Here is a 25,240-nt window from a genome sequence, read left to right as displayed (position 1 = left end):
ATCTTGATCCTTGGATTATTCAATTAAATGAACTAAATTACATGTGCATTTTTCATCCATCCAAACAAAGTTCTCTTCATTTGACATACAGTAGAATCCGAAATCATTGTACGTTAAATCAACAATAGGTGATAGTATATTTAAAGTTTCCTAAAAAAGAAGCTACGAAGGTAACATCTTTTTAGGAAACTTTTACATAGTAAAAAATCTTCTACTCGTTATATAATAGCTTTCGTGCAGTCGGCTAGATTTTCTTATGGAGAAAATCAAATTATAAAGGAGTAGAGGAGTGGTATTTTGTTTCAAACGATAAAAAATGATTGGTTTTCTAATGTGAGAGGGGACGTGTTATCAGGAATTGTCGTTGCTTTAGCGTTAATCCCTGAAGCGATAGCTTTCTCTGTTATTGCAGGCGTGGATCCGACAGTTGGACTATATGCAGCCTTTTGTATTGCAGTTACCATTTCATTTGTTGGCGGAAGAACTGGGATGATTTCAGCTGCAACAGGTGCAATGGCATTATTAATGGTAACGCTCGTTAAAGATCATGGTTTGCAATATTTATTTGCTACAACAATATTAACAGGTATTGTCCAAATTATTTTTGGCGTGTTCAAACTGAGCTCATTTATGAAGTTTGTTCCGAAATCTGTTATGAGTGGTTTTTTAAATTCACTTGGAATTTTAGTTTTTACAGCGCAATTACCGCATTTTAAAAATGCAACTTGGCAAATGTATGCACTCGTTGTATTAGGACTTGCAATTATATATTTATTTCCACGTATTACAACGGTTGTACCTTCTACGCTTATTTCAATTATTATTGTGACGAGTATTGCACTTATGAGCGGATTACAGTTGAAAACAGTAGGGGATATGGGAAGCCTACCGAAAGAATTACCGTTCTTTAGTATTCCTGATGTGCCATTTACATTAGAAACATTAGGGATTATTTTACCTTATGCAGTTATGCTTGCAATTATTGGTTTACTAGAGTCTTTATTAACAGCTTCAGTTTTAGATGATATGACGCATACAGAAAGTAATAAGCATAAAGAGGCACGCGGACAAGGGATCGCAAACATCGTCGCTGGTTTCTTCGGAGGAATGGCAGGATGTGCAATGATCGGTCAATCTGTTATTAATATTAAATCAGGTGGACGAGGTCGCCTATCAACATTTGTAGCGGGCGGATTTTTAATCGTATTACTATTCGTTTTAGGAGATTATGTCGTTCATATTCCGATGGCAGCTTTAGTTGCGGTTATGATTATGGTTTCAATCGGAACGTTTGATTGGAACTCTGTAACAACGATTCATAAAGTACCAAAAGGAAACGCATTTGTTATGATCGTAACAGTTGTGATTGTCCTAATTACACATAACTTAGCAGTAGGTGTAATTATCGGAACAGTAATTAGTGCGGTGTTATTTGCATTCAATATGGCAAAGATTCACGTGAAACATTTATATATTGAAAATAAGAAAATATACGAAATTCACGGTCAACTTTTCTTTGCATCCACAGCCGATTTCATAAATAATTTTTCATTTAATGAAGATGTAAAAGAAATTGAAATGAATTTTACTCATGCGCACGTATGGGATGATTCAGCGGTGGCATCAATTGATAAAGTTATCATAAAGTATGAGCAAAGTGGTGTGAAAGTAAGTATAACAGGATTAAATGAACGTAGCTCAAAACTTGTTGCAAATTTAGCTACTTATAATAAAAGAATTGCTAGTTAAAAGCCTCCTTTTTAGGGGGCTTTATTATATAATACGAGTAGGATAACGAAAAGGGGATTCAGCATATGTACAAACAAATTATATTAGCATGTGACGGTTCTGAACATGCACTTCGAGCAGCGGAACATGCAACATATATTGCGAAATGTAGCGAAGAAACAAATGTTGAAGTTGTGTACGTAGTAGATAATAGAACGGCAAAATCAGATATTATACAAGGTCAAACAGATTTAGAAACAATATCGGCTAGTCGAAAAGATAAATTAAAAGAGATTGAAGTTTTATTAAAGAAAGAGAACATATCTTATACAATTACGATATTACATGGTGATCCTGGAGATACAATTGTTCAATATGTAAATACAGGAGATATAGATCTTGTTATAGCGGGAAGTAGAGGATTAAATACACTGCAAGAAATGGTACTTGGTAGTGTAAGTCATAAAATAGCAAAACGAGTGAAATGTCCGGTGATGATTATAAAATAAAATGTAACTAAAGACCTTAGTATAGCTGAGGTCTTTTTTATGTATAAATAACTCTCATTTGTGGAAATACTAGATATATAAGTTGAAAAGATGTTAACTTACAAATTTGTAAGTTAGTTGTTAGAGAAATCGATGTTATGAAATTTTTCCCATTGGTAAAATAAAAGTATCAAAGGGGAGATAGGGAGGATGGAAGCAATGAAATCATTTCAAAATTTGTCATATAGTCAAGGGGTAAGCTTAATTTGTTTAGGGGGATTTGCTGGATCTGTTACGTTAGCTGTTTTAATAAAGGTATTTCATCAAATCTTTTAATATTAGAGTAGGGAAGGAATTGGTTGTTATCATTAGTAGGAAAAGCAATGAAAATAAAAAATAGCTCTTAGCATGTATGTAAATGCTAAGAGCTATTTTTATGTTTATTTTTCTACTTCTGGCTTCTCACTTGTTACAGTAACGTCTTTCCAATGTGAAGTTATTTGATTCACTTCAGTGTTGACATCATAATTTTTTACGCGCTTATTAACACCTGTTAAATCAAATGTGTAATGAATTGGAATCATCGGTGCTTCGTCATGAATTAATTTTTGCCATTTATCGTATACTTCTTTACGATATTTTTCATCAGTAGCTTTTTCTGATAATCCTGCTTCTAATAACTTCGTATTTTCATCATTTACCCAGCGTTGATAGTTGAATCCGGCATTTTTGCCCCATAGGCCAGAAAGGTCAGGGTCAGAGCCAGTGTTCCAAGCACCGGCAAAAATATCAACCTTCGGATCATCTTTTTTAATCATATCACGCATAGCATTAAATTCGTGTAAGCGTCCATCAACAAGTTCTACTTTTAAGCCGATATCTTTCCAAGATTGAATGTAGAATTTAGCCAGCGGTTCACTTGTTTCACTACCACTACTAGTTAAGAAGTTAATCTTCAATTCATTACCTTTTGGATCTTCACGGAATCCATCACCATTTTTATCTTTATACCCAGCTTCATCTAATAGTTTTTTCGCTTTATTTACATCGAAATTATACGCACCAACATCATTATTATGGTACTTTGGCATAGATGGTGGAATTGGAGAGTTAGCTGGAACGCGAAGTCCGTGATATACTTTCTCTCCTAATTTTTCTCTATCAATTGCATGTGCCATCGCTTGACGTAAACGAACGTCTTTGAACTTATCGTTATCCATTACAGCTTCATTCTTTGCTTTGTCCATATGTCCGAACTTAAATCCGATATAAGTGTAAGCAAGGTCAGTTTTACCAATTAGTTGTGTGTTTTTTAATTTACTTACGTTCGGATATTGATCAGCAGTAATTGCTGCAATATCAATATCACCTTTTTTCAGAGATGCACTAACAATAGATGGATTTACAACTTTTAATGTTACATTTTTTAGCTTAGGTTTGCCGCCCCAGTAATCATCAAAACGCTCATACTCAACTGATTCACCAGGAACGATTTTCTTCACTTTAAATGGACCGAATCCAATTGGATTTTGACGGATTTTATCTGATTCAGCTAGTTTTTCAATTGGTACATCACCTAAATATTTTTTAGGTGTAGGATATGTCCAAATACCAGTTTTTAGTGAAGGGTTTACTTCTTTATAAGTAATGGAAATTGTTTTTGGATCGACTACTTTAATACCAGAAATTTTGTCAGCTTTTCCATTGTGATATTCTTCCATACCTTCAATCATTTGCATTTGTGTATCGTAACGGATACCTGTATATTTGCTATTACCGATTATTAAGTAAGAATATTCTAAATCCTCAGCTGTTACAGGATTACCATCGTGCCATTTTACATTATCTTTAATTTTAATTGTAATTGTTTTTTTATCTTCAGAAATTGTATAAGTTGCAGCACCGTCATTTGTAATTTCCCAGTTTTTATCTGTAGCTAATAATTGTTCATCAAAGAAATCCATAATCTCTGAATCTGGAGCAACTTCATACAATACCCTACTTAAAACACCAGCGAAAGGTGAATTTGAAACGAGTCCATAAGTTAATGATCCGTCTTTAATTTCTTTACCGTCATTTTTTACAGCAGCACTAAATTTATTTGTTTCTACTTTTTTTGTGTTTGCCTTTTTACTACCGCTATCAGCACCCCCACATGCAGATAGTAATAATGTTGAAGCAGCAAGTGTACTTAATACTTTGTACAGTTTTGGTTTGTTCATAACTTCTCCACCCCTTATCCTTTTCTTTGTCTCGCATCAGCCGCACGCTTTAACGCTTGACCAATAAAATTTATACACAGCATCAACACTAAAATCATGATTGATGCGGGTAACCAAATCCACCACTTTTCTTGTAATACATCTGGGTTAGTTGCGTAACTTACAAGTGTACCAAGACTTGGTGTGCTCTCTGGTAGACCGAAGCCTAAGTAAGTTAAACTAGATTCAATTCCGATGTTACCAGCAAGATTTAATGTGATATTTACGATAATAATAGAACTTAAATTAGGTAATATTTGCTGGAAGATTATTTTCCAATTTGGTGTTCCTAATGTTTTTGATGCAGATACGTAATCAAGTTCTTTCTCAGTCAATACTTTAGAGCGTATAAGCCTTGCTTTTCCGACCCATAAGAAAGCGGTCATTATGAGAATAAATGTCGTAATATTGAAAGTTGGAACGAGTGAGATAAACACGATAACAATCATTAAGAATGGTAAAATCATCATAAAGTCGATAAAACGCATAATGATGTTATCGACAACTCCTCCAAAATAGCCAGCAATTAGTCCCGTCGTAAGACCGATAAGGGTTGCTAAAAGAGTGATGGCTAAACCAACCGTAAAGGAGTTACGTGTACCAATAATTAATTGTCCGAAAATATCACGGCCTCCATAATCAGTTCCTAACCAATGTTCAGCAGAAGGAGGGTCATAAATAGCGAATAAATCGACTCGGACGATATCTTCTTGCTTCATAATAAATGAAGTTGCGTAAACGGCTATTAATATTAAAGCTAAAAAGAATAGAGAAAACATTGCTAGTTTATCTTTACGAAATTCTCGCCACATAATGGAGAAACCAGAGGGGCTCTTTTCGTAATGAATGAATTCAGTTTGTTTTTCAGGATTTGCTAACATAACGTTTCTTCACCTCCATTAATCAATACGAATACGTGGATCAACGATGCTTAGAATAATATCGGAAAGAAGAGTCCCGAGTAGCGTTGCGAATCCAGTAAATAATACAAGAGCAGTTACGACACTGAAATCACGTTGAGTGATAGATTGGAAAAATAGTTGTCCAATTCCTGGATAGCCGAAAATATTTTCTAGAATAATAGAGCCTCCAACTAAACCTGTAATTTCATATCCTAAAAATGCTGCAATTGGTAAAAATGAATTTCTTAAAATATGTCTGGAATATACTTTAGATTCTGGTACACCTTTTGCTTTTACTGTGCGTACAAAATCTTTATGTTTCGTATCGATAATTTCACTTCGTAAATATTGTACAGTTCCTACAGTTCCAATTAATGCCCCAGATAAAGCTGGTAAAATCATATGATTGAATTTACTTAAATAGTAATCAAATGATCCTGTTGCAACTTGTGGATCAACGCTACCACTCGTAGGGAAAATTGGATATAAAAAGCCGAATAAGAATAACATTACTAACCCGAAAATAAATAGTGGTGTACCGAATCCTAAAAAGTTATAGAGCGTAATGAGTCGATCAGCCCACGTATCATTCCAACGTCCACTTATAACTCCAAGTGGAATAGCAATTAAGTAAGTAAGAATAAGAATAAGAAGAGCTAACAGTATGGTATTGCCAAGACGTTCCCCGATAATATCTGTTACTTTTATTTTATGTGCGTAAGAAATACCGAAATCCCCTTGTACAGCATTTGAAATCCACCTTACATATTGAGTGGGAATAGGATCGTTTAAACCTAGTTTTTCACGTTGTTCTTCGAGCACTTTTGGATCGGCTTTTGGGTTTGCTAGTTCAGCGCCACTTAATGCATCACCTGGCATTGCCTTAGCCAGTGTAAAGACGAGTACGCTTAATATGAATAATTGCGGTATCATAACTAAAACCCGGCGTAATATAAATTTCCACATGTTTTATCACTCCCTTAAGGTAATGCCACCCGGTGTGTTGGCGAGATTGGTTTTAAATCGTAAGCACGACCATTTTCATTGAAATAACTTTCGTATGATTTCTCATACTCAACGCTTACCTCACGACGCAATTTACGTTGTTGCTCGCGGTTTTCTGGACGAATATCAGGAATAGCTGATATTAGGCGCTTCGTATAGATGTGCTGTGGATTATTATAAATTTCAGCACTAGTTGCTTCTTCCACAATGCGTCCGCGATACATAACACCGATACGGTCACACATATGGCGAACTACACCTAAATCATGACTAATAAATAGGTATGTTAGTCCGAGTTCAGATTGTAAATCTTGCAAGAAGTTTAAAACTTGAGCTTGTACCGACACGTCAAGCGCGGATACAGGTTCATCTGCGATAATAAGCTTCGGTTTTAGTGTAAGTGCGCGTGCAATACCAATCCGCTGTCTTTGTCCACCGGAAAATTCATGTGGGTATTTATACATAGACTCAGGATTTAATCCAACTTTATCAAGATAATCTTGAACAGCTCTACGCTCTTCATCAGGTGAGAGTTTCTCAAAATTTCGAAGTGGTTCAGCGATAATATCCATAACACGTTTCTTCGGGTTTAAGGATGAATAAGGATCTTGAAAAATCATCTGAATATCTTTTCGTTGTTCTCTTAGTTCTGAGCGACTTAATTTTGTTAAATCTCTATTATTAAAATGAATGCTACCGCCTGTCGCTTTTGTTAAGTGCATAATTGCTTTTCCAGTTGTTGATTTGCCGCTCCCAGATTCCCCAACGATTCCGTATGTTTCGCCAGGTTGTAGTTCGAAGCTTACGCCATCAACAGCACGAACGTAATCTAATGTACGGCCGAAAACACCACCTTTAATTGGAAAGTGTACTTTTAAATCTTCTACTTTAAGCAGTGCCATGAGTTACGTCATCTCCTTTCTTATGTTGGAAGTTGAAATGTTTGTAGCAAGTGCAACGTACCCAATGGTCTTGTTTTACTTCATGTAAAACGGGATTTTCTTCATGTTGATCAGGTCTAATCCATGGAATCCGTGCTTGGAATCGACAACCTGTGCGAGGTAACTTAGCTAATGTCGGTACAACGCCTTGAATAACATGTAATTTTTCTTTTTCAGCAGATGCAGACGGGATTGAATTTAATAAGGAACGAGTATATGGATGAAGAGGGTTATTAAAAATCTCTTCGACTGTTCCTGTTTCTACAACTTGTCCTGCATACATAACGACGATACGATCAGCGGTTTCGGCCACGACGCTTAAATCGTGTGTAATTAAGATGATGCCCATTTTCGTTTGTTCTTGAATGGAACGTAATAAATCTAAAATTTGCGCTTGAATGGTTACGTCAAGTGCAGTTGTTGGCTCATCTGCAATAATGAGCCCTGGCTTACAAGCAATTGCAATTGCGATAACAATTCTTTGTCTCATTCCGCCAGATAATTCGTGTGGGTATTGTTTATATGTAAGTTCTGGTTTTGGAATACCAACTTGATGAAGTAGTTCTAAGGTGCGTTCTTTCTTTTCAACTTTTGAAAGGCTTGTGTGGTAGTCTAAGTTTTCTTCGATTTGTTTTCCAACTGTCATAAGAGGATCGAGTGCTGTAAGAGGTTCTTGGAAAATCATTCCGATATTTGAACCGCGTACTTTATTTATTTCGGCGGTTGACATGCTTAGTAAGTCCTTATCTCTATAGTAAAGCTGCCCTTGTAATTTTGTATTTGCTTCATTATGCAGTCGCATAATGGAAAGGGCAAGTGCACTTTTTCCGCATCCTGACTCACCAACGATAGCAACAATTTCATTTTCATGAACAGTTAAGGATACATTATCAACTGCTGCATGATACTGATCTTGTATACGAAAGGAAGTTTGCAAGTTTTCAATACGAAGAAGTGAATTCTTCATGGCTATCCCTCCATCTTTTCTGAAAAGACTAAATATTTTGTATGTTGTTATTTTAATACAAATTGACAATGTTTGACAAGGATAAGTTGGAAAAATATTCAAAAATCTTTTTATATAAAAGTGGAATGCAGTTGTATTAGGTATTGAAGTGATTTGGAAACGCTAACATATATATGAGAGGAAAATAAATCTTTTGTAAGAAAAAAGATTTATATGTAGAAAAAAGAGAGGCATTCTGGAAAGAATGGTCTCTCTTTTTTTGATAAGTATAATATTTGTACTTAAGCTTGCTTTTGTTTTGTTGACCCTGTATTTAAAGTAAGGGCAAGGAAGAACATTGCAAGTATGCAAGATGCAAGTAATAAGATGAATCCGCCATCCCATCCGAATGCATCTACGATAAAGCCCATAGCGGCACTAGCGAAAGCAGCTCCGCCTAAGTAACCGAAGAATCCAGTTAAGCCTGCTGCAGTTCCAGCAGCTTTCTTTGGTGCTAAGTCTAGAGCGTGTAGACCAATTAACATAACCGGTCCGTAAATTAAAAATCCAATTGCGACAAGTGCGATACTATCAACCATTGGATTACCAGGAGGGTTTAACCAGTAAACAAGAACTGCGATAAATACACCAACCATAAATAAAATACCAGCAGGTGCACGACGTCCTTTAAATAGTTTATCACTCATCCATCCGCAAAGAAGTGTACCTGGAATACCAGCCCATTCATATAGAGCGTAAGCAGTACGTGAGCTACTATGAGTAAAGCTTTTTTCTTCTACTAAATAAGTAGGAGCCCAGTCTACAACGCCGTAACGTACGAAATATACGAAAACGTTCGCAATAGCGATGTACCATAAAAACTTATTGTTTAGTACGTATTTAAATAAAATTTCTTTTGCCGAAAGTTCGCGTTCGCGATCTTTTATTTTCTCATCTGGTGGATATTCTCCAGTATGCTCTTCAATAGAAGGTAGTCCACAAGATTGAGGCGTATCTTTCATTGTAATTAATACATAAATACCAACTAAAATTGAAAGAATACCTGGGAAGTAAAAAATACTTTTCCAGTCATCTGCGAAGAAGTATAAGCCTAATGTTACAAGAGAAGGCATAAGCGCGCCGCCGACATTATGAGCGACGTTCCAAATAGACATTTTTGTACCACGTTCGCTAATAGAGAACCAGTGAACCATCGTACGGCCACAAGGAGGCCAGCCCATACCTTGTACCCATCCATTTAAAAACTGAAGTACAAACATAAGTATAATGCTCGTTGTAATGAAAGAAAATGAGCCGAAAATAATATTAATGATACCTGATAAAAATAGCCCAGCTGCTAAAAAGTAGCGAGGATTACAACGATCGGATACGATACCCATCAAGAATTTACTTAATCCGTAAGCGATAGATACTGCTGAAAGGATAACCCCAAGTTCCCCTTTACTAAAGCCTTGCTCGATTAAGTATGGCATTGCTAGTGAAAAGTTTTTTCGAACAAAGTAGTAACCTGCATAACCGATGAAGATACCTAAGAATACTTGTAAACGTAATTTACGGTATTCGCTATCAACGCGATCAGCTGGTAAGCGTTCCGCGTGGGGCGCAGGTTTAAATAATTGTGTGAAAAACATAAAATGAAAATCCTCCCCTAATTAATTCGAAGCGTTTTAAGACAGAGAACATAAAAAGGCCATGAAATATAAAAAAGTTTCCTTTTTTATGATTCATAGCCGTGTACTCCGTTTCTCCGTGACTGTCAATATTAACTTCGTCGAAAATTATACAACTTTGTGACAAAAATGTAAACGTTTTTATAAATAAAAGTATTGACGGATTTTGTTCGCGGGATTAATATTTAAATACGTTAAATATTTTATTGTTTAAATAAGAGGTGGATAACATGCCAAATGATATGACGCATATCGATAAAATTCAAGCTCTTGCCTTTTCGATTGGAAAGAAAATGCAGACGGAGTTATTAGAACAAATGCAAGCAACAGGACTTACACCACCGCAGTTTTATATTTTAAAGATTTTAGATCATTATGGGGCTTCAAGAGCGACAACATTAGCAAAAAAGATGTATGTGAAGCCTAGCGCGATTACAGTGATGATTGATCGTCTAATCGATCAAGAACTTGTAGAACGCTATCACGACAAAGATGACCGTCGTGTTGTCATCATCGAGTTAACGAAAAAGGGGAAAGCTAGAGTAGAAGAGGCAATGACAGCTCGCAACGAGCATATTGCAAAATACTTTTCACATTTAGAGTTGCAAGAAAGAGAAGATTTATTACGTCTCTTTGAGAAGTTAGAAACCATTATTTGCGGGACACAAGAGAAAAAAGAGAATAACTAAGAGGAATTGAGGAGATTACATGGAGCAACAAGAAAATCAAAATAGAAAGTTGTTGTTAATCGGTTTAGTAATCGCGATGCTATTTGCTGCATTAGATGGAACAATTGTTGGTACAGCAATGCCACGTATCGTCGGTGACCTAGGCGGATTAAGTTTAATGACATGGTTAACGACAGCTTATATGTTAACATCAACGACAGTTGTACCAATTGCAGGTAAATTAGCGGATTTACTTGGTCGTCGTAACGTATATATAACAGGGCTAGTTATTTTCATGATTGGTTCGGCGTTATGTGGTATGGCGAATGGTATGACAGAATTAATTATTTTCCGTGGTATTCAAGGTCTTGGTGGCGGTATTATGATGCCAATGGCTATGATTATTATTGGAGATATGTTCACGGGAAAAGAACGTGCGAAATGGCAAGGTATTTTTGGTGCGTTATACGGTCTTGCTTCTGTAATTGGACCGCAAGTTGGTGGTTGGATTGTAGATGCAGTGAACTGGAGATGGGTATTCTACATTAACTTACCGGTTGGTATTTTAGCAACAATCTTTATTGCAATGGGATTAAAATCACATAAACAAACAGGACCAATTAAAATTGATATCGCTGGAATCTTTACGATGATTCTAGGTGTTGTAAGTTTATTGCTTGCGCTAACGTTTGGTGGAAAAGATTATGCATGGGATTCTTGGCAAATTATCGGTTTATTCGCACTAGCTGTAATTGGTATCGTTAGCTTTGTTATTGTTGAAACGAAAGCTGAAGAGCCGATTTTACCAATGCATTTCTTTAAAAATCGCACATTTACAATACTGAATGCGATTGGATTCTTTATGAGTATTGGAATGTTCGGCGCGATTATGTTCGTACCATTCTTCATGCAAGGTATTGTAGGAGTAAGTGCTGCTGAATCAGGAACAATTATGACTCCAATGATGATTACAATGATTGTAATGAGTATTATCGGTGGGCAACTTGTATTAAAAGTTGGTGTAAAACCACAAATTATCGCAGGTATGCTTATTATGGCCGGTGGTTTCTGGTTATTAACAACGATGGATATGCACACAACGAAGCTTACAGCTACTTCTTATATGATGGTTATCGGTTTAGGAATGGGTCTTGTAATGCCGACATTAACATTAGCGTTACAAGAAAGCTTCCCGAAAAAAGACCTTGGTGTCGTAACGTCATCAAGTCAGTTCTTCCGTCAAATTGGTGGAACATTTGGTATTACAATTTTAGGATCAATTATGAATAACACTTCAGGTACAACGTTAACAAATAAATTAGTACCTGTATTAGATACATTCCCGAAAGAAGCGGGACAAATGGTAACGAAATTTAAAGATATGATTCACACAGATCCACAAGGTTTATATTCGATGCTATTTAGCCCAGAGGCATTAAAACAAATGCCAGAAGCGTTTGCTAACAGCATTGTACCTATTTTGAAAAACTCTTTAGTAGACTCGCTTCATACTGTATTCTTAACAGGATTAGTATTTATCGTAGTAGGTGCCATCTTTACGATTTTCTTACAAAAAATTAAACTATCAGATCGTAAAAAAGATGCTGAAGAGCCTGCTGTAGAAGAAAAAGAAAAAACTGTATCATACTCGTAATGAAGAAGCATCGCCTTATGGCGGTGCTTTTTTGAGTATAACCTTAAAAGCTTTTTAGTGAGAAATGATTGACGTATTTTTAGAAATACGTTATATTATTTTCTGTAAACGGTTACATGAAGTGAGGAGAAAAGAGAATGAGTACGATTAAAGACGTTGCGAAATTAGCGGGAGTATCTGTTGCGACCGTTTCCAGAGTTCTAAATAAAAATGGATATGTTCACGAAGATACATTAAAAAAGGTAGAGCGTGCAATTGAGATGTTAGATTATAAGCCTAGTACAGTAGCGCGTTCACTGTATAATAAAAAGTCTCGTTTAATTGGCTTAGTTGTTCCAAATATCGTGAATCCGTTCTTTCCAGAAGTTGCACGTGCCGTAGAAGATGTAGCACATAAACAAGGTTACACAGTTGTTCTTTGTAACTCTGATGAAAGTTTAGAAAAAGAGAAACAATACATTGATGTACTTAGACAAAATAATGTAGATGGATTTATTGTAGCAACGAATCCACAAAATAGTGTTAATTACATGAATTTATCTGTTCCGGTTGTTGCGATTGACCGTATGTTTAATGAGCGTATTCCTACTGTATATGCAGATAACTATGCAGGAAGTCAGGCTGCGACAAAGTTGTTACTAGATAAAGGATGTAAACATATTGCACATATTCGCGGTCCACGTGATGTGAGTACTGCAAATGAACGTTTTGAAGGTTTTGTAGACGTTATTACGCAAAATAATCTTTCGTATATGATTGCGGAGAGTACGTTTGATCCAGCAAATAGTGAGCGTGTAGCGATGGAATTATTAGAAGGATACCCGCATATTGATGGTATTGTTGCTGGGAATGATTTAATTGCGATTGGTATTGTAAAGGCTGCACTTCAAAAGGGGATTGCCATTCCAGATGATTTACAAATTATCGGATTTGATGGAATTTCTTTAACAGAAATGATGTATCCATCTATTACAACAGTTGCACAACCGATATATGAGATGGGAAAAATTGCAACAGAGTTGTTGTTAGAGCAAATGGAAGGAAATGCATTAGAAGAGAAACACTATCGTCTACCGATTAAAATTATTGAACGAAATACAACGAAGTAAGGAGATGAAACAGATGCCAAATATTGCAGTAGTAGGTAGCATTTCAATGGACTTAGTGGCTGTTTCAAAAAAACGGCCGAAAGCAGGAGAAACAGTAATTGGTGAAGCGTTTCATACAATCCCTGGAGGGAAAGGGGCGAACCAAGCGGTTGCTGCAGCTAGATTAGGAGCAAATGTAGCAATGGTTGGAGCGGTAGGAAATGATGATTACGGAACGGTAGTTAGAAAAAATTTAGAGAACGAACGTATTTTTATCGACTATGTGGTACCGGTTACAGATGGAACGACAGGAATTGCTCATATCGTTTTAGCAGAAGAAGATAACAGTATTGTTGTCGTACAAGGAGCAAATGCTCTTGTAAATAAGTCAGTTGTAGATCGCTCAAAAGACCTTCTTATAAAAGCAGATATGGTTGTTCTGCAACTAGAAATTCCACTTGAAACAGTAAAATATGTATTGGCTATTTGTGAGGAGCATAATATTCCAGTTATGTTAAATCCAGCGCCAGCACAAGTGTTATCAGAAGATATTTTAGAAAAGGCAACTTATATTACGCCAAATGAACATGAGTGCCGCATTGTATTAGATGATTTTACATCACCAATTGAAGATTTATTGGCGAAGTATCCAAATAAATTATTGATGACAGAAGGTTCTAACGGTGTTCGTTTCCATAATGGAACGGAGATTGTACATGTTCCTAGCATTGCTGTTGATGTAGTGGATACAACTGGAGCTGGTGATACATTTAATGGTGCGTTAGCAGTTGCACTTTCTGAAGGAGAGACACTTCAAAAAGCAATTCGTTTCGCGAATATTGCCGGTGGTCTTTCTGTAACGAAACTTGGGGCACAGGGCGGTATGCCAACGAGAAATCGAGTACGTGAAGTGCAGGTGATTGTTGGATGAAAAAGCATGGTGTATTAAACAGTGAAATCGCGGCAGTCCTTGCTTCACTTGGGCATACAGACACGGTTGTAATTGCTGATTGCGGGTTACCGATTCCGGATGGAGTAAAACGAATTGATTTAGCTGTTGAGATTGGAAAACCGAGTTTTTTAGAGGTGTTACAAGTTGTAGCTGATGATATGGCAATCGAAAAAGTGACGTTAGCAGAAGAAGTCATTATAAATAATGCGGAAGTAAATAAAGAGATCGAGCAAAAATTAATAGAGCCAGCATTTGAGTATGTATCTCATGAACAATTTAAAGAGCATACAAAGAAAGCGAAGGCGATTATTCGTACAGGCGAGGCTACGCCTTATGCAAATGTAATTTTACATGCAGGCGTGATTTTTTAATAAAGGGAAGTGATGGGAATGCATATTGAAATGAAAAACATTTCAAAGGCGTTCAATGGCAATCCTGTTTTGAAGAATGCACAGTTTATGATTGAAACAGGAGAAGTTCATGCATTGATGGGGGAAAATGGAGCGGGTAAATCAACGCTCATGAAGATTTTAACAGGTGTATACAAAAAAGATGGTGGAACAATCACGATTGATGGGCAAGAACGTACGTTTAAAAATGCGAAAGAAGCTGAAGAGTACGGCATCGCATTTATACATCAAGAACTAAACATATTGCCGAATTTAACAGTAGCTGAAAATATGTTTCTCGGTAAAGAGTTAATGTATGGGAAAACAGGTATTTTACGCACTCGACAAATGAACGCGATTGCGCAGCAGCAACTAGCGGAGTTAGGGTTGCATGTAAAAGGCGCTATGTTAGCAGGAGAGCTATCTGTTGGACAACAGCAAATTATCGAAATTGCGAAAGCGTTAATGACAAACGCGAGCGTTATTATCATGGATGAACCTACTGCGGCACTGACGGACCGTGAAATCGAAACGCTCTTTACAGTTATAAATAAGTTACGTAAAGAGGATGTTTCATTCGTTTACATTTCGCATCGTATGGAAGAGATTTTCTCAATATGTGATGCCATTACGATTTTGCGTGATGGAGAATACGTCGGAAAGAGATTAATTCCAGAAACATCATTTGATGAAGTAGTGAGTATGATGGTGGGGCGCAGCATTGGTGAACGTTACCCAGAGCGAAATAGTCAAATTGGCGATGTTATTTTTGAAATGCGTAACGGAACGAAGAAAGGGAAATTTGAAAATGTTTCGTTTCAAGTAAGAAAAGGTGAAATCCTTGGTGTAGCTGGTTTGATGGGGGCTGGACGCACAGATGTTATGAAAGCGATATTTGGGTATGAACCTCTAGACTCTGGGCAAATTTTTATAAATGGACAAGAAGTAAAGATTGATAGTCCGATAGATGCGATTAGACAAAGAATTGCTTTCATTACAGAAGATAGAAAATCTGAAGGGTTAGTGTTAGATTTCTCAATTCGAGAAAACTTATCTTTACCGAATTTAGAAAGTCTTTCAAAGGGAAGTGTTCTGAGCAACGAGCTAGAACAACAGTTTACAGAAGATATGATGAAGCTTCTTAATGTGAAAGCATCTAGCGGAGAGCAGGCAGTGAAATCTCTTTCTGGTGGAAATCAGCAAAAGATTGTAATCGCAAAATGGCTAGGCATTCATCCGCAATTACTCATTTTAGATGAGCCAACAAGAGGTGTAGATGTTGGAGCGAAAAAAGAAATTTACTCTATCATGAATAAGCTTACAGAGCAAGGCGATGCCGTTATTATGGTATCATCTGAGCTTCCGGAAGTTTTAGGGATGAGTGATCGAGTTCTTGTTATTCATGAAGGAAAAGTCGGCGGCATTTTAGGGAAAGATGAGGCATCACAAGAGTCTATTATGGCACTAGCTACAGGGGGAGAGTAAGGATGGCTAAGAAGGGGAATGTATTACAACAACTCGGTTCTTTAATCGGTTTAGTATTAATTATCGTCGTAATTACAGCTTTAAATCCAGCGTTCATTGAAATTCCAAATTTATTTAATATACTGCGTCAAGTATCGATTAATGCGCTTATTGCATTCGGAATGACCTTTGTAATTTTAACAGGGGGTATTGACTTATCGGTAGGTTCTATTTTAGCATTATCAAGTGCACTTGTTGCTGGAATGATGGCAAGTGGCATGGATCCGTTCCTTGCAATGGCAGTTGGACTATTAGCAGGTCTTGTAATGGGAATTGTAAACGGTATCATCATTGCGAAAGGAAAAGTAGCTCCATTTATTGCAACTTTAGCAACAATGACTATTTTTCGTGGGTTGACGCTTGTTTATATGGACGGACGTCCGATCACTGGTCTTGGTGATCATTTAATGTTCCAAATGTTTGGCCGCGGTTATTTTCTTGGTATTCCGGTACCAGCTGTTACAATGATGATCGCTTTCGCAGTACTGTACTTCATTTTGAAGAAAACGACATTTGGCCGTCGTACATTTGCAATTGGTGGGAATGAAGAAGCAGCAGCACTATCAGGTATTAATGTTACGAGAATTAAAGTAATGATTTACGGTCTTTCCGGAATTTTGGCAGCGCTTGCAGGTATTGTCTTAACATCACGACTAGATTCTGCACAGCCGACTGCAGGTACTTCTTACGAATTAGATGCAATTGCAGCAGTTGTATTAGGTGGAACAAGTCTTTCTGGGGGAAGAGGATGGATTGTTGGTACATTTATCGGTGTACTAATTATCGGTGTACTAAATAACGGTTTAAATTTATTAGGTGTATCTTCTTTCTTCCAACAAGTTGTAAAAGGACTTGTAATCTTACTAGCTGTATTAATTGATCGCCGAAAAGAAGCGTAATGGAGGGACAGTTCATGAAGAAATGGTTACTTATACTCGTTGCATGTATTATGGTCATTACTGCTGGTTGTTCAATGGAACCACCAGAATGGGCAAAGGATTCTAGCGATAAAGGTCGAAATAAAACTATTAAAGTTGGATTCTCTGTTTCAACTTTAAATAATCCCTTCTTTGTAACTTTGAAAAAGGGTGCAGAAAAGAAAGCGAAAGATAGCGGCATCGAATTGATTGCTGTTGATGCGCAAAATGATGCAGCGAAGCAAACGAACGATGTTGAAGATTTAATTCAAAAGGGTGTCGATGTAGTTGTTATTAATCCGACCGATTCAGATGCTGTTGCTTCAGCGGTAAGTGCGGCAAATGCAGCAAATGTTCCTGTTATTACAGTAGACCGCGTTGCGAATTCAGGTAAGGTTGTTTCTCACATTGCTTCTAACAATATCGAAGGTGGTCAAATGGCTAGTGATTACATTCGTGAATTAGTCGGCGAAGGAGCAAACGTTGCTGAGTTAGAAGGAATCCCTGGATCGTCTGCTGCTCGTGAACGTGGGAAAGGATTCCATAACGTAGCTGATAAGTCTTTAAAAGTAGTTGCCAAACAAGCGGCTGATTTTGATAGAGCGAAAGGATTATCTGTTATGGAAAACATTTTGCAAGCAAATGGTGATATTAAAGCCGTGTTTGCGCATAACGACGAGATGGCATTAGGTGCACTTGAAGCATTGAAGTCTGCTGGAAAAACAGATGTAGTAGTTGTTGGATTTGATGCAACAGAAGATGCTGTGAAAGCGGTTAATGATGGGCGTATGGCTGCAACAGTCGCTCAAAAACCGGAATTAATCGGAGAGAAGGCGATGCAAACAGCAAAAGAGATAACACAAGGTAAAAAAGTGGACAAATCTATTCCGATTGAATTAGAGCTTATTAAGAAAAATAAATAAATATAAAATGAAAATTAGGAAGGAAGAATAACAAATGAAATTTTTTATTGATACAGCAAACATTAACGAAATTAAAGAGGCAAATGCATTAGGCGTAGTAGCTGGAGTAACGACAAACCCATCACTTGTAGCAAAAGAAGGCGTAGATTTCCATGAGCGTATTCGTGAAATTTGCAGCTTTATAGAAGGACCTGTAAGTGCAGAAGTAATTAGCTTAGAAGCTGATAAAATGATTGAAGAAGGAAAAGAATTAGCGAAGATTGCTCCAAACGTTGTTGTAAAAGTTCCAATGACAACAGAAGGTTTAAAAGCAGTAAAAGCATTCTCAGATTTAGGAATTCGTACAAACGTTACATTAGTATTCTCAGCAGTTCAAGCATTACTTGCAGCTCGCGCTGGTGCAACATATGTTTCACCATTCTTAGGTCGTTTAGATGATATCGGTCATAACGGTATGGATTTAATTCGTCAAATCGCAGAAATCTTTGCAATTCATGGCATCGAAACAGAAATCATTGCAGCATCTGTACGTCACAGCGTTCACGTAACTGATGCAGCATTAAACGGTGCACATATTGCAACAATCCCAGCAAACGTAATTGCTTCATTAGTGAAGCACCCATTAACAGATCAAGGAATTGAGAAATTCTTAGCTGATTGGGAAAAAACACAAGAGAAATAATAGAAAATCAAGAATCCTAGTTTAATTGACTAGGATTCTTTTTTATTTAAAAGAATTTTCATGCAATTTTGCATATTGTCTTTTAAATTTGTTATATAAGATATTTAATATATATCACATAACTCTTTATTTTTCATATTTCGATATAAAGTGAAACGTTAATCAGTGGGGGCTTTGTTCATCAGCACACTGATTATTAGTTGAACCAAGGGATAAACAGATAGAGGGTCTGACCAGAAAACTGGAGGGCATGATTCTATAACAGAAAGTTTAATGTTTATAGAATTATGTCTTTTTATATAGGGAGGGTAGTAAACAGAGATTTCGACAAAAATGCACCGATTTATCTGAATTTTAAGTTTTATAAAAGGAGAGAAATAGAATGAGAAGAAAAGCGCCATTTAAAGTGTTATCGTCATTAGCAATTGCGGCAATTATCGGATGCACATCTGTAATGAGTGCGCCGTTAGCATATGCAGAAACGCCAGCAAAAGAGAAAGAGAATGTGTCTACAACGCCAATTGATTACAATTTAATTCAAGAAGATCGTTTAGCGGAAGCTTTGAAAGAAAGAGGAACAATTAATCCAGCATCTTCTAAAGAAGAGACGAAAAAGGCTGTCGAGCAATATATTGAAAAGAAACAAGGAGATCAGGCGAACAAAGAAATTCTTCCAGATGCTCACTTACAAGAAACGTCTGATTTCACAAAAAAAGTAAAAGAGAAAAAGATGGAAGAAAAGGAAAATGTAAAAAAGACTGAAAAAAATATTAATCTTGAGCAAAAGCCAGAACCAAATAAAAAGCAATTAAATGGGCAAGTTCCAACTTCAAAAGCAAAGCAAGCTCCATATAAAGGATCTGTTCGATCGGATAAAGTATTAGTGCTACTCGTTGAATTTAGTGATTATAAACATAATAATATTGATCAAACACCAGGTTATATGTATTCGAAAGACTTTAGTAGAGAACATTATCAAAAGATGTTGTTCGGTAAGGAGCCGTATACATTATTTGATGGTTCAAAAGTAAAAACGTTTAAACAATACTATGAAGAGCAGTCTGGTGGTAGTTATACGACAGACGGATATGTAACGGAGTGGCTAACAGTTCCAGGAAAAGCATCTGATTATGGAGCTGATGGTAGCAGTGGTCACGATAATAAAGGTCCGAAAGGTGCACGTGATTTAGTGAAAGAAGCTTTGCATGCAGCTGCTGAGAAAGGACTAGATTTATCTCAGTTTGATCAGTTTGATAGATATGATACAAACGGGGATGGGAATCAAAACGAACCTGACGGTGTAATTGATCATTTAATGGTAATCCATGCTGGTGTTGGTCAAGAAGCAGGTGGTGGTAAATTAGGTGATGATGCGATCTGGTCACATCGTTCAAAATTAGCAGTAGATCCAGTAGCGATTGAAGGTACAAAATCAAAGGTAGATTACTTTGGTGGTAAAGTAGCAGCACATGATTACACAATTGAACCAGAAGATGGAGCTGTAGGTGTGTTTGCACATGAATTTGGACATGATCTTGGATTACCAGATGAATATGACACGAAATATACTGGAAATGGTTCACCAGTCGAAGCTTGGTCATTAATGAGTGGAGGTAGTTGGACAGGGAAAATCGCAGGAACAGAACCGACTAGTTTTTCACCACAAAATAAAGACTTCTTACAAAAGAATATGGGTGGCAACTGGGCAAAAATATTAGAAGTAGATTACGATAAAATTAAGAGTGGTGTGGGAGTTCCTACCTATATTGATCAAAGTGTTACGAAATCAAATCGTCCAGGCGTTGTACGTGTTAACTTACCAGGTAAAAGTGTTGAAACGATTAAACCGGAGTTTGGAAAGCATGCATATTATAGTACAAGAGGCGATGATATGCATACAACGTTAGAGACACCATTCTTTGATTTAACAAAAGGAACAAATGCAAAATTCGATTACAAAGCAAATTATGAGTTAGAAGCAGAGTGCGATTTCGTCGAAGTACATGCAGTAACAGAAGATGGAACGAAAACATTAATTGATAGACTTGGAGAAAAAGTAGTCCAAGGAGATAAAGATACAACAGATGGGAAATGGATTGATAAATCATATGATTTAAGTCAATTTAAAGGAAAAAAAGTGAAACTACAATTAGACTATATTACAGATCCGGCTGTAACATATAAAGGTTTTGCGATGGACAATGTAAATGTAACTGTTGATGGACAAGTTGTATTTTCTGATGATGCAGAAGGACAGTCTAAAATGAATTTAAATGGTTTTGTTGTTTCTGATGGGACAGAGAAGAAAGCTCATTATTACTACTTAGAGTGGAGAAACTATGCGGGATCAGATAATGGTTTAAAAGCAGGAAAAGGTCCAGTGTATAATACAGGTCTTGTCGTTTGGTATGCAGATGATAGTTTCAAAGATAACTGGGTTGGGGTGCATCCAGGTGAAGGATTCCTTGGTGTTGTAGATTCTCATCCAGAAGCGCTAGTTGGTAATTTAAACGGAAAACCAGCATACGGTAATACGGGCATGCAAATTGCAGATGCTGCATTTTCATTTGATAAAACACCAGCATGGAGTGTAAATTCATTAACACGTGGTCAGTTTAACTATTCTGGATTACAAGGTGTTACAACTTTTGATGATTCAAAAGTATATAGTAACAAGCAAATTGCAGATGCAGGAAGGAAAGTTCCAAACCTTGGACTTAAATTCCAAGTTGTTGGACAGGCAGAAGATAAATCGGCAGGCGCTGTTTGGATTAAACGTTAATAACATAAAAGCACATTCTTCATATGAAGAGTGTGCTTTTTAATTTGTACAGTAAGTTATTATTTTAGTTTATGTAATACAAGTGTTTATTCATGTGTAGTGTATCAAATTATGTGGGGAAAGGAAATATTTCCGAGGAAATTGTCGAAGTATCGTTGGTATTGATACACTTTTTTTGTAAAAGAAGAAATGTAGTATTGTCTTTACAGTTTAATTTATTTACATTGTTACTTGGCTATACACAAAAGTAATATATTCGGCAATAAAAGAGCGCTATTGGATAGTGCTCTTTTTTATGAATAGAAAGGAGTGAGTTAAATGAAAGAAGTAATTGAATGTCCACAGTGTGAAGGGGATATTACTGCGCAACATATTATGGATCTCCCGCATCCTTTTTCATTCAGGTGTCCACATTGTAAGGTGAAATTAAAAGAAATGAGGATCACACCATGTTTAATATTAGTGGCAATTTGTATCATTCCACTATTTATTATGATTGGAGAGAGTATTAAGGAATTACTAGTAAAATATTTTTCTATTATAGACGGTGTACCAACTGTACTTATTTTCTTCTTATTTTGTTATCCATTGTATTATCTCTATGAAAAATATAATGCCATATTGTTTATTAAATACGGCTTGTTGAAAGTTAAAAGTTGAATAGGGGTTTATCATTAAAAAAAGACAACGATGGATTATCCCATCATTGTCTTTTTTACTTTGCTTCTTACATAAATCATCCCAGCAAATGTTAATAAAAATGCTGTCCCGATAATGAAGCTGATGCTAGGTGATGCTCCGATTGCGCCGACTGTAAAGGAGCCAGCAACAACTCCTAATGAGAAGAAGGCATAAAATAATCCGAATGCCTTTCCGCGATTATCGTCTGTAGTATTTTCAACGAGTAAAGCGTTAATAGACGGAAAGAGGATTGCGAATCCAATTCCATAAATCATCATTACGATAAAGAGCATACCTTTTGTAGCAAATAATCCGAGTAAAGATAATGCGAATGCCATAACTGCAATTCCGATTAGCATTAGTTTCGAACGATTAAATCGATCGTAAATACGATTTGTTGGAAGCAAGAAGAAGAGGATAGCGGTTATACCGAATACACTTAACATCATGCCTGTTGTGGATGCTTTAAGCGCTAATGCCTCAACTTTTACTGGTAACATATAAGTGACAATTCCTTGTGAAAACATTAATGTGAAAGCACCAATATATGCTTGTAATAACGGTTCTGATTTTAAAAGTTCAACCATATCTTCTTTGTTCATCATTTGCGTTCTTGATGTATCTTTTCTTGATACGTTATTTGGTAAGAAGAATAGAGATACGATCGTACCAAGAGCCATTAAAATAGAAATAGTAATAAAGACCCACTCTACGCCAGCTGTTGCTTTCATAATACCGCTGAAAGCAGGTCCTACGATTGCAGCTGTTCCAACAGCCGCACCAGATAGAGCCATTGCTTTTCCTTGTCTTTTTGCATTTGTTTGTTTTGATAAAAATGTAAAGGCGGCAGGAATTAAAAAGCCATCACTAAATCCATGCATAAAGCGCACAACTAATAGTTGTTCACCACTTTGAACAACGGTGTATAACAAGACTATGAAACTCGTAATTCCCATGCTTATATAAAGGATTTTTTTTGCACCAAATTTATCGACAGCGGCTCCAGCAATAATATTACCGATCATATTAGCGAATGAGTACATACCGACAACTAGCCCGATAATAAGAGGAGTTCCTCCAAGGCTTTGAGCGAAAGTACTCATAATAGGTAATTGTGAAAATGTATCTAAAAATGCCACGATAACGATAAAGTAAATAAAATATTTCAAGCGATATTCACCTCTCCTATGCTATTATGGCACAATGCTAATTTCACCTGCAATGAAATTGAATTAACAGATGTGGAAAAAAGTACAAAGTGACAAAATATTGAACGTTATTTGTAAAAAATTAGTGGGAACGTGATTGTTTTTTTGAAATATATGGATAGAAGTATTATAATAGAATTGTAAACTTCACCAGGTTAAGTATATACATAGAGAGGGATGTATAAAATGAAAGCACTACTTTGGCATAATCAACGTGATGTACGAGTAGAAGAAGTACCAGAACCAACAGTAAAACCAGGAACAGTGAAAATCAAAGTTAAATGGTGTGGTATTTGTGGGACAGACTTGCATGAATATTTAGCAGGGCCTATTTTTATTCCAACAGAAGAACATCCATTAACACATGTGAAAGCACCTGTTATTTTAGGTCATGAGTTTAGTGGTGAGGTAATAGAGATTGGTGAAGGAGTTACATCTCATAAAGTGGGAGACCGCGTTGTTGTAGAGCCAATTTATTCTTGTGGTAAATGTGAAGCTTGTAAACATGGACATTACAATGTTTGTGAACAACTTGTTTTCCACGGTCTTGGCGGAGAAGGCGGCGGTTTCTCTGAATATACAGTAGTACCAGAAGATATGGTTCATCACATTCCAGATGAAATGACGTATGAACAAGGTGCGCTTGTAGAACCAGCAGCAGTAGCAGTTCATGCAGTACGTCAAAGTAAATTAAAAGAAGGGGAAGCTGTAGCTGTATTTGGTTGCGGTCCAATTGGACTTCTTGTTATCCAAGCAGCTAAAGCAGCAGGAGCAACTCCTGTTATTGCAGTTGAACTTTCTAAAGAACGTCAAGAGTTAGCGAAATTAGCAGGTGCGGATTATGTATTAAATCCAGCAACTCAAGATGTGTTAGCTGAAATTCGTAACTTAACAAATGGTTTAGGTGTAAATGTTAGCTTTGAAGTAACAGGTGTTGAAGTTGTACTACGCCAAGCGATTGAAAGTACAAGCTTCGAAGGACAAACTGTAATTGTTAGTGTATGGGAAAAAGACGCAACAATTACTCCAAATAACTTAGTATTAAAAGAAAAAGAAGTTATTGGTATTTTAGGATACCGTCACATCTTCCCAGCTGTTATTAAATTGATTAGTTCTGGTCAAATTCAAGCAGAGAAATTAATTACGAAAAAAATTACAGTGGATCAAGTTGTTGAAGAAGGATTTGAAGCACTTGTAAAAGATAAAACACAAGTGAAAATTCTTGTTTCACCTAAATAAGATAGAATCGAAAAGAGTAGCCCTTTTCTAGAAATAGAAGAGGGCTACTTTTTTTCTGTACAGAAAGGTGATAGACTTTCCTGTAACTAAAGGTATTTTGTTTGGAAGGGGAAGTCTAATGCTTTCATTTATGTTGACATTGAAACGGATGCTAAAAGCTTGTTTGCGAGCATGGAAAGATAAAGAATTTCAAGTGTTATTCGTATTAACAATTTTGACATTAATATCTGGTACAATCTTTTATAGTACAGTGGAGGGGTTACGTCCTCTGGATGCTTTATATTTTAGCGTTATGACGCTGACTACTGTCGGTGATGGACAATTTAGTCCCAAAACTGACTTCGGAAAGATATTTACGATATTATACATATTTATAGGGATCGGATTAGTGTTTGGATTTATACATAAGTTGGCAGTTAATGTACAATTGCCAAGTATATTATCGAATAGAAAAAAAGAGTAAAGCATGTGTATGCTTTACTCTTTTTTTACATTAGAGGGTGTTGCAAAACTAAAATAAATATGCAATGTTATGAATCAGAAAAACTAGCTGAACATGCAATAGATAGCG

General features: G+C 36.5%; 23 protein-coding genes. 16 read left to right on the top strand and 7 right to left on the bottom strand.

Annotated features, from left to right (window positions below; genetic code table 11):
- Nucleotides 1–297: 297 nt before the first annotated feature.
- The 3 genes from ACQRBL_RS03030 (at nt 298) to ACQRBL_RS03020 (ending at nt 2,552) form a co-directional block, all read left to right on the top strand.
- Nucleotides 298–1,749: a SulP family inorganic anion transporter gene (locus ACQRBL_RS03030; RefSeq protein ID WP_000487919.1), complete on the top strand. Its 1,452-nt coding sequence runs from the start codon at nt 298–300 to the stop codon at nt 1,747–1,749.
- A gap of 65 nt (nt 1,750–1,814) precedes the next feature.
- Entirely contained in the window at nt 1,815–2,237 is a 423-nt protein-coding gene (locus ACQRBL_RS03025; protein ID WP_000278001.1) for a universal stress protein, read from the top strand.
- A 198-nt stretch (nt 2,238–2,435) separates the two neighbouring features.
- The gene (locus ACQRBL_RS03020) at nt 2,436–2,552 is read left to right on the top strand and encodes a DUF4027 family protein (protein ID WP_002094283.1); all 117 of its coding nucleotides are present in this window, start codon (nt 2,436–2,438) and stop codon (nt 2,550–2,552) included.
- Nucleotides 2,553–2,656: 104 nt separating this feature from the next.
- Here the strand turns inward: ACQRBL_RS03020 and opp4A are convergent, their stop codons facing one another.
- The 6 genes from opp4A to glpT all read right to left on the bottom strand — a co-directional run bounded on the left by opp4A (nt 2,657) and on the right by glpT (nt 9,923).
- The gene (opp4A, locus tag ACQRBL_RS03015; protein WP_001039729.1) at nt 2,657–4,438 is read right to left on the bottom strand and encodes an oligopeptide ABC transporter substrate-binding protein; all 1,782 of its coding nucleotides are present in this window, start codon (nt 4,436–4,438) and stop codon (nt 2,657–2,659) included.
- 14 nt (nt 4,439–4,452) lie between these two features.
- Complete coding sequence (locus ACQRBL_RS03010) at nt 4,453–5,358, bottom strand: ABC transporter permease (RefSeq protein ID WP_097920135.1); 906 nt, start codon at nt 5,356–5,358, stop codon at nt 4,453–4,455.
- 18 nt (nt 5,359–5,376) lie between these two features.
- On the bottom strand, nt 5,377–6,345 hold the full coding sequence (gene opp4B / locus ACQRBL_RS03005; protein WP_000265452.1) for an oligopeptide ABC transporter permease: 969 nt from the start codon (nt 6,343–6,345) through the stop codon (nt 5,377–5,379).
- Between the two features lie 14 nt (nt 6,346–6,359).
- A complete protein-coding gene (locus ACQRBL_RS03000) occupies nt 6,360–7,286 on the bottom strand; it encodes an ABC transporter ATP-binding protein (RefSeq protein ID WP_001196381.1) in 927 nt (308 codons plus the stop codon).
- Nucleotides 7,273–8,292, bottom strand: a complete 1,020-nt coding sequence (locus ACQRBL_RS02995) for an ABC transporter ATP-binding protein (protein ID WP_000798236.1) — start codon at nt 8,290–8,292, stop codon at nt 7,273–7,275. Before ACQRBL_RS02995 ends, ACQRBL_RS03000 begins: the two co-directional genes overlap by 14 nt.
- A gap of 281 nt (nt 8,293–8,573) precedes the next feature.
- Nucleotides 8,574–9,923 (bottom strand): glycerol-3-phosphate transporter, encoded by a 1,350-nt coding sequence (gene glpT, locus ACQRBL_RS02990; RefSeq protein ID WP_000466382.1) that lies wholly within the window; start codon nt 9,921–9,923, stop codon nt 8,574–8,576.
- Between the two features lie 269 nt (nt 9,924–10,192).
- Between glpT and ACQRBL_RS02985 the strand changes: the two genes are divergently transcribed.
- The 11 genes from ACQRBL_RS02985 (at nt 10,193) to ACQRBL_RS02935 (ending at nt 22,201) form a co-directional block, all read left to right on the top strand.
- Nucleotides 10,193–10,651, top strand: a complete 459-nt coding sequence (locus ACQRBL_RS02985) for a MarR family winged helix-turn-helix transcriptional regulator (RefSeq protein WP_001132365.1) — start codon at nt 10,193–10,195, stop codon at nt 10,649–10,651.
- A gap of 19 nt (nt 10,652–10,670) precedes the next feature.
- Nucleotides 10,671–12,284 (top strand): MDR family MFS transporter, encoded by a 1,614-nt coding sequence (locus ACQRBL_RS02980; RefSeq protein WP_000437647.1) that lies wholly within the window; start codon nt 10,671–10,673, stop codon nt 12,282–12,284.
- A 137-nt stretch (nt 12,285–12,421) separates the two neighbouring features.
- Nucleotides 12,422–13,393: a ribose operon transcriptional repressor RbsR gene (rbsR, locus tag ACQRBL_RS02975; protein ID WP_000104050.1), complete on the top strand. Its 972-nt coding sequence runs from the start codon at nt 12,422–12,424 to the stop codon at nt 13,391–13,393.
- A gap of 13 nt (nt 13,394–13,406) precedes the next feature.
- Entirely contained in the window at nt 13,407–14,303 is an 897-nt protein-coding gene (rbsK, locus tag ACQRBL_RS02970) for a ribokinase (protein WP_001132859.1), read from the top strand.
- Entirely contained in the window at nt 14,300–14,695 is a 396-nt protein-coding gene (rbsD, locus tag ACQRBL_RS02965) for a D-ribose pyranase (RefSeq protein WP_000716151.1), read from the top strand. The genes rbsK and rbsD overlap by 4 nt, the downstream gene beginning before the upstream one ends.
- An 18-nt stretch (nt 14,696–14,713) precedes the next feature.
- The gene (gene rbsA / locus ACQRBL_RS02960) at nt 14,714–16,198 is read left to right on the top strand and encodes a ribose ABC transporter ATP-binding protein RbsA (RefSeq protein ID WP_097822429.1); all 1,485 of its coding nucleotides are present in this window, start codon (nt 14,714–14,716) and stop codon (nt 16,196–16,198) included.
- Nucleotides 16,199–16,200: 2 nt separating this feature from the next.
- Nucleotides 16,201–17,136 carry an ABC transporter permease subunit gene (locus ACQRBL_RS02955; RefSeq protein ID WP_001074641.1) on the top strand — a complete coding sequence of 312 codons (936 nt, stop codon included), beginning with the start codon at nt 16,201–16,203 and terminating at the stop codon, nt 17,134–17,136.
- Nucleotides 17,137–17,150: 14 nt separating this feature from the next.
- A complete protein-coding gene (gene rbsB, locus ACQRBL_RS02950; protein ID WP_000758975.1) occupies nt 17,151–18,077 on the top strand; it encodes a ribose ABC transporter substrate-binding protein RbsB in 927 nt (308 codons plus the stop codon).
- A gap of 34 nt (nt 18,078–18,111) precedes the next feature.
- Nucleotides 18,112–18,759, top strand: coding sequence for a fructose-6-phosphate aldolase (fsa, locus tag ACQRBL_RS02945; protein WP_000667666.1), 648 nt, complete (start codon nt 18,112–18,114; stop codon nt 18,757–18,759).
- Between the two features lie 382 nt (nt 18,760–19,141).
- On the top strand, nt 19,142–21,541 hold the full coding sequence (inhA2, locus tag ACQRBL_RS02940; RefSeq protein ID WP_078994579.1) for a M6 family metalloprotease immune inhibitor InhA2: 2,400 nt from the start codon (nt 19,142–19,144) through the stop codon (nt 21,539–21,541).
- Between the two features lie 318 nt (nt 21,542–21,859).
- A complete protein-coding gene (locus tag ACQRBL_RS02935) occupies nt 21,860–22,201 on the top strand; it encodes a hypothetical protein (RefSeq protein ID WP_021036119.1) in 342 nt (113 codons plus the stop codon).
- Nucleotides 22,202–22,236: 35 nt separating this feature from the next.
- On the opposite strand, the gene ACQRBL_RS02930 is transcribed toward ACQRBL_RS02935, so the two are convergent.
- Entirely contained in the window at nt 22,237–23,391 is a 1,155-nt protein-coding gene (locus tag ACQRBL_RS02930; RefSeq protein WP_000873271.1) for an MFS transporter, read from the bottom strand.
- A 225-nt stretch (nt 23,392–23,616) separates the two neighbouring features.
- On the opposite strand from ACQRBL_RS02930, the gene bdhA reads away from it, so the two are divergent.
- Nucleotides 23,617–24,669: a (R,R)-butanediol dehydrogenase gene (gene bdhA / locus ACQRBL_RS02925; protein WP_000645827.1), complete on the top strand. Its 1,053-nt coding sequence runs from the start codon at nt 23,617–23,619 to the stop codon at nt 24,667–24,669.
- A gap of 118 nt (nt 24,670–24,787) precedes the next feature.
- The gene (locus tag ACQRBL_RS02920) at nt 24,788–25,132 is read left to right on the top strand and encodes a potassium channel family protein (protein WP_000948241.1); all 345 of its coding nucleotides are present in this window, start codon (nt 24,788–24,790) and stop codon (nt 25,130–25,132) included.
- Nucleotides 25,133–25,240 lie beyond the last annotated feature (108 nt).

The sequence above is a fragment of the Bacillus sp. AF62 genome (assembly GCF_050312695.1).
Classification (GTDB): Bacteria; Bacillota; Bacilli; order Bacillales; family Bacillaceae_G; genus Bacillus_A; species Bacillus_A cereus.
This window is presented reverse-complemented; position numbering and strand designations above follow the sequence as displayed.

Coding starts and splice junctions, on each gene's coding strand:
- rbsB (WP_000758975.1), top strand. CDS start 17,151: ATGAAGAAATGGTTACTTATACTCGTTGCATGTATTATGGTCATTACT.
- rbsA (WP_097822429.1), top strand. CDS start 14,714: ATGCATATTGAAATGAAAAACATTTCAAAGGCGTTCAATGGCAATCCT.
- rbsR (WP_000104050.1), top strand. CDS start 12,422: ATGAGTACGATTAAAGACGTTGCGAAATTAGCGGGAGTATCTGTTGCG.
- ACQRBL_RS02980 (WP_000437647.1), top strand. CDS start 10,671: ATGGAGCAACAAGAAAATCAAAATAGAAAGTTGTTGTTAATCGGTTTA.
- inhA2 (WP_078994579.1), top strand. CDS start 19,142: ATGAGAAGAAAAGCGCCATTTAAAGTGTTATCGTCATTAGCAATTGCG.
- rbsK (WP_001132859.1), top strand. CDS start 13,407: ATGCCAAATATTGCAGTAGTAGGTAGCATTTCAATGGACTTAGTGGCT.
- ACQRBL_RS03000 (WP_001196381.1), bottom strand. CDS start 7,286: ATGGCACTGCTTAAAGTAGAAGATTTAAAAGTACACTTTCCAATTAAA.
- ACQRBL_RS02985 (WP_001132365.1), top strand. CDS start 10,193: ATGCCAAATGATATGACGCATATCGATAAAATTCAAGCTCTTGCCTTT.
- opp4A (WP_001039729.1), bottom strand. CDS start 4,438: ATGAACAAACCAAAACTGTACAAAGTATTAAGTACACTTGCTGCTTCA.
- ACQRBL_RS03025 (WP_000278001.1), top strand. CDS start 1,815: ATGTACAAACAAATTATATTAGCATGTGACGGTTCTGAACATGCACTT.
- ACQRBL_RS02995 (WP_000798236.1), bottom strand. CDS start 8,292: ATGAAGAATTCACTTCTTCGTATTGAAAACTTGCAAACTTCCTTTCGT.
- glpT (WP_000466382.1), bottom strand. CDS start 9,923: ATGTTTTTCACACAATTATTTAAACCTGCGCCCCACGCGGAACGCTTA.
- ACQRBL_RS02920 (WP_000948241.1), top strand. CDS start 24,788: ATGCTTTCATTTATGTTGACATTGAAACGGATGCTAAAAGCTTGTTTG.
- rbsD (WP_000716151.1), top strand. CDS start 14,300: ATGAAAAAGCATGGTGTATTAAACAGTGAAATCGCGGCAGTCCTTGCT.
- ACQRBL_RS02935 (WP_021036119.1), top strand. CDS start 21,860: ATGAAAGAAGTAATTGAATGTCCACAGTGTGAAGGGGATATTACTGCG.
- bdhA (WP_000645827.1), top strand. CDS start 23,617: ATGAAAGCACTACTTTGGCATAATCAACGTGATGTACGAGTAGAAGAA.
- fsa (WP_000667666.1), top strand. CDS start 18,112: ATGAAATTTTTTATTGATACAGCAAACATTAACGAAATTAAAGAGGCA.
- ACQRBL_RS03020 (WP_002094283.1), top strand. CDS start 2,436: ATGAAATCATTTCAAAATTTGTCATATAGTCAAGGGGTAAGCTTAATT.
- ACQRBL_RS02955 (WP_001074641.1), top strand. CDS start 16,201: ATGGCTAAGAAGGGGAATGTATTACAACAACTCGGTTCTTTAATCGGT.
- ACQRBL_RS03010 (WP_097920135.1), bottom strand. CDS start 5,358: ATGTTAGCAAATCCTGAAAAACAAACTGAATTCATTCATTACGAAAAG.
- opp4B (WP_000265452.1), bottom strand. CDS start 6,345: ATGTGGAAATTTATATTACGCCGGGTTTTAGTTATGATACCGCAATTA.